This is a genomic window from Robinsoniella sp. (genome assembly GCF_034124845.1).
On record NZ_JAWYAJ010000362.1, the window covers coordinates 1 to 4,690 of the forward strand.

The 4,690-nt window shown below is 43.8% G+C and carries 4 protein-coding genes; 3 read left to right on the forward strand and 1 reads right to left on the reverse strand.

Going from position 1 to position 4,690, the window contains the following annotated elements; translation table 11 throughout:
- The coding region (locus ACH2DQ_RS18345) for an ROK family transcriptional regulator (protein WP_395027775.1) at positions 1 to 851 on the reverse strand (851 nt) is incomplete at its 3' end.
- Between the two features lie 381 nt (positions 852 to 1,232).
- On the opposite strand from ACH2DQ_RS18345, the gene ACH2DQ_RS18350 reads away from it, so the two are divergent.
- The 3 genes from ACH2DQ_RS18350 to ACH2DQ_RS18360 all read left to right on the forward strand — a co-directional run.
- A complete protein-coding gene (locus ACH2DQ_RS18350; protein ID WP_394914652.1) occupies positions 1,233 to 2,009 on the forward strand; it encodes an SDR family oxidoreductase in 777 nt (258 codons plus the stop codon).
- 62 nt (positions 2,010 to 2,071) lie between these two features.
- Entirely contained in the window at positions 2,072 to 3,592 is a 1,521-nt protein-coding gene (locus ACH2DQ_RS18355) for an FGGY-family carbohydrate kinase (RefSeq protein WP_394914653.1), read from the forward strand.
- 40 nt (positions 3,593 to 3,632) lie between these two features.
- A partial coding sequence (locus tag ACH2DQ_RS18360) for an MFS transporter (RefSeq protein ID WP_395027778.1) occupies positions 3,633 to 4,690 on the forward strand: 1,058 nt, incomplete at its 3' end.

Consider the following 4,690-nt stretch of genomic DNA (forward strand, 5'->3'; position numbering starts at 1 on the left):
TTGGCTTCGAAGAATGCATCCAGATCCTCATTCCCGGAATCCCCGGTTCCCGCAAGCAGGGCATTGGCTGAGCAATAGCATTCCATGCAGCCCATTTGTCCGCAGTAACAGGGAAGTCCTCCTGGAACAAGGGTCATATGTTCAATGGTGCCGCTCCGTCCCGTGCGCCCGCTCTGGATTTCTCCATTGATTATGATTGCGCCGCCCAAATGGTAGCCCAGCGAAAAATATACGGCGTGTGAAAGCTCCGGATGATCCCAGAGTTCGGTCATGGCAGCACACTCTGCGTCATGTACAAAGCGGCAGGGATAGTCCAGGTATTTTTCAAAAGAAGCGATGGACAGCCCGGTGCAGTCCAGAATTTTGCCATAGATGATATTCCGGCTGTCCTGAGATACCAGACCCTGCAGAGCAAATGCAATTCCAAGAACATTTTTACCCTCGATTTCATGTTCCAGGATAAACTGCCTGATTTCGGTGCTGACTTCTTTAAAATAATCCGCCGAGTCCTGAAAAGGGATCCTGCAGACTTTCTGAAACCGGATATGTCCATACAGGTCCAGAATAGCGATGGTCAGTTTGTTTTTTAGAATTTCCACGCCAATGGATACTCTGGCAGCAGGGGTAATGGTATAGGCAACCGCCTTTCTGCCAATCTGAGACTGAAGCTGTCCGCAGGTCTCAATAAAGCCTTCTTCCAGAAGCATGTTTAAATGCTGTGTTACGGTAGGAAGGCTCATCTGCAGTGCATTTGCAATTGATTGCTTGGAACATTTATCATTGGCATAGATAAAATGATAAACGTCAGAATAGTTCATTTTTTTTATATCGGTAAGAGAAAACTTTTCCATAATAACAGACTCCTTTTATAAAAGTAAATCGTAGCTTTTATTTAGTTATGTAAAATAGATTTGCAAAATCATTATAGCATATTATTTTATGTAAATAAATTACAAAAAGACTTTTGGTAAATTTAACTAAAAATTAGATGGGATTTTTGAGTATTATTCCATCTTGCACATATTGTAAAAAAGAGCTATTATTTAATTACATTTTACAAAATCATTTTATAAAATGAAAATACATAAATTGAAATTTCAAAGACGGTACTACCAAAGGACCTATAAACAGAGACAATGCGAAACAAAGTTGTAAACAGACTACAACAGAAACTTTTTGCAAAAGGAAATTAGAAAGCAAAATACGTAAAAGTGTAGAAAGGATGGAACGATATGGGAATTATTGAAAAAATGAGACTGGACGGTAAAAAAATCTTTGTAACAGGAGGAGCTAGAGGTATCGGGAAATCAGTTGCTGCGGCATTTGCCCAAGCAGGGGCAGATCTGGCGATTGTGGATGTGGATATAGAAGAGGCTGAAAAAACTGCAGAACAGCTTGCTGCAGAAAATGGAGTTGAAACCATTGCTGTCAAAACAGATGTCACAAAGCCGGATGAAGTGCAGGCAATGATGGATACGATTTTAAACAAATTTCAGAGACTGGATGTTGCTTTTTGTAATGCGGGAATCTGCATGAATATACCGGCTGAAGAGATGACCTATGACCAGTGGAAAAAAGTGATCGATATTAATCTCACCGGTGTATTTCTAACGGCTCAGGCGGCAGGGAAAGTGATGCTGAAGCAGGGCGGCGGTTCCATTATTAATACGGCGTCCATGTCTGCCCACATTGTAAATGTACCCCAGCCTCAGTGTTCCTACAATGCATCAAAAGCAGGAGTGATCCAGCTGACGAAATCACTGGCTATTGAATGGGCGAAGAGAAATGTACGGGTTAACTGTATCAGCCCGGGATATATCGGGACGGAACTGACCCTGAATTCACCAAGCCTGCAGCCACTGATTGAGCAGTGGAACGCAATGGCACCCCTTGGAAGAATGGGCAGACCAGAGGAACTCCAGTCTATCTGCGTCTATCTGGCAGGAGATACCAGTTCCTTTACAACAGGATCAGACTTTATTGTGGACGGAGCATTTACCTGCTTCTAATGCGATTCGGTATAGGAATAGCATAAATGAACAGTATAAAAACCCCACCAGGAGGAAGAAAGATGAATTATTTATTAGGAACGGATATCGGAACATCCGGTACGAAAACTATTTTGATGGATACCCAGGGAAAATTGATTGCCCAGAATCTGCAGGAATATGATGTGCTGACCCCAAAGCCATTATGGGCAGAGCAGTGGCCGGAGGTGTGGACGGATGCAGCATTGGCATCCATTAAGGAGACAGTTAAGGCATCCGGAATCAATCCCCGGGATATCAGGGGAATTGCAATCAGTGGACTATACGGAGGCTCCGGTATTCCCCTGGACGAACAGATGAACCCGGTCAGGCCCTGTATGATCTGGATGGACAGACGGGCAGATGAAGAGGCTTCCTGGGTGCTGGATAATATCGGGGAAGAGAAACTGCTTGAAATCACACACAATGGAGCAGATCCCTACTACGGCTATACCAAGATTCTTTGGATGAAGAACCATGAACCGGAAAACTGGGAAAAGACCAGGCTGTTTCTTCCGCCAAATGACTATGTCATCTATAAAATGACAGGAGAAATTGTCATTGATTATTCTTCAGCAGGTAATATCGGAGGCATCTTTGATATGAACCGCAGAGAATGGTCAGAAGAAATGATGGAAGCCATGGGAATACCGCTGTCCATGATGCCTCAGAAAATGGTTGAGTCCACGGACATTGTAGGAGGACTTACAGAGGAGATGGCACAGGAACTGGGGCTGTGGGAAGGAATGCCTGTTATAGCAGGAGGGATTGACTGCGGAGCTGCAAATATAGGTCTTGGTGTTTTTGATTCCGGCATCTATGCAGCTGCCATTGGAACCTCGATGTGTGCGGCACTGATTTCGGATAAACCGGTAAAGGGAAAAGGACTGATTGTATGGCCTTATCTGTATGACGCAAAGAAACTGTCTTATTATTTTGCAGGGGGAGCTACAGCCGGGGCAATTGTGAAATGGTTTCGCAATACGATCTGCCAGTTCGAAGTGGAGGCGGAAAAAGCGGGTGGTCCAAAGGCATATGATGTATTAAATGCTGAAGCAGAAAAGCTTCCGGCTGGAAGTGAAGGGCTTGTGGTGCTGCCGTATTTTATGGGGGAAAGAAGCCCTGTGTGGGATTCTGATGCAAAAGGAACCATTCTGGGACTGTCTCTGACTCACACCAGGGCACATCTGTACCGGGCATTTCTGGAAGCAGTGGCATATTCCCTCAGAAATGCAATGGAAGCTACCGGAGAAAATCTGGGTGAATACATTCTGCTGGCAGGGGGAGTGACCAAGTCAAAGGTATGGCGTCAGATTTTCGCAGATGTAACGGGATATCCTGTGGTATGCCCCATCTATGATGTGGAGGCAAATATGGGGGATGTAATGCTGGCTGGTATTGGAACAGGGCTGCTCACCTACGAACAGGTAAAACAATGGCAGGTTCTCGATGAGAAAATTATGCCTAACCAGCAAAACCATGAGAAATACAATGAATATTATGCGGTTTACCAGTCAATGTATGAAAACTTGAAAGAAGACATGAAAAAACTGTCAAAGATATAAATGCAAAGAAATTCAGAAAGTCTTTTAGAGGAGAATGAATATGAAAAAGTGGAGAAAAAGAGTGGGATATGGAATCGGTGACTTGGGGTGTAATCTTGTATTCAGTACAATGGCGTCCTATCTGATGATATTTTATACGGATGTATTTGGTATATCGGCAGCTGTTGCCGGTACCCTGATGCTTGTTACCAAATTTATTGATGCACTTACCGATACGGGGATGGGGATTATTGTGGATAAGACTCATACCCGGTGGGGGCAGGGCAGACCGTATTTTCTGATAGGTGCGATCCCTTTTGCCATATTTACCATTGCGACTTTCTATATTCCGGAGCTTGGGAGTACGGGGAAAATTGTATGGGCGTATGTTACGTACTGTCTTCTCTGTACTGCGTATACCGTTGTAAATATTCCCCTGAATACTATCGTGCCAAGGCTCACATCTGATCTGCATGAGAGAAACTGTCTGGTTTCGACCAGGATGATTTGTGCAATGCTTGGGACTGCGGTTGTTATGACAATTACTGCACCATTGGTGGAATTCTTTGGAAAAGGAGACAAAGCCCGGGGATATCTGATCACCATGAGTCTGTATGGAATTGTGGCTATGATTATATTTATAATTACTTTTCTCAGTACGAAAGAGGTTGTTCCTTCTACTGTGCAGGAGCAAAAGGTGACGCTTCGGGAAAGCCTGAAGGGGCTGACAGACCAGAGTATCTTGTTTTTTATCCTGAACTTTCTGTATTTTGGACTGTATGTATTCCGAAGTACCACGGTCATTTACTATTTTACATATAATCTCCAAAAGACACAATGGCTGACACTTGTAGGGCTTCTTGGAATTCTTTCGGGGCTTCCAATGCTCCTGGTTCTGCCGGCACTTCAGAGGAAATATGGAAAGAAGTGGGTGATGTATCTAAGCCTCATCATTTATATTGCAGGAGACATCATGATTTATGCGGGCAGGTCTTCTTCCTTTTTCCTGCTGACCGGGCTGGTAGTTACCGGACTTGGAATTTATGGAATCTTTGGTGTTACTTTTGCTATCCAGCCGGATGTGATTGATTATTCGGAGTATAAAAAGAATAAGAATAT

What these genes read in the sequence shown, in the direction of transcription:
- ACH2DQ_RS18350 (WP_394914652.1), top strand. Translation starts at nt 1,233, where the DNA reads ATGGGAATTATTGAAAAAATGAGACTGGACGGTAAAAAAATCTTTGTA.
- ACH2DQ_RS18355 (WP_394914653.1), top strand. Translation starts at nt 2,072, where the DNA reads ATGAATTATTTATTAGGAACGGATATCGGAACATCCGGTACGAAAACT.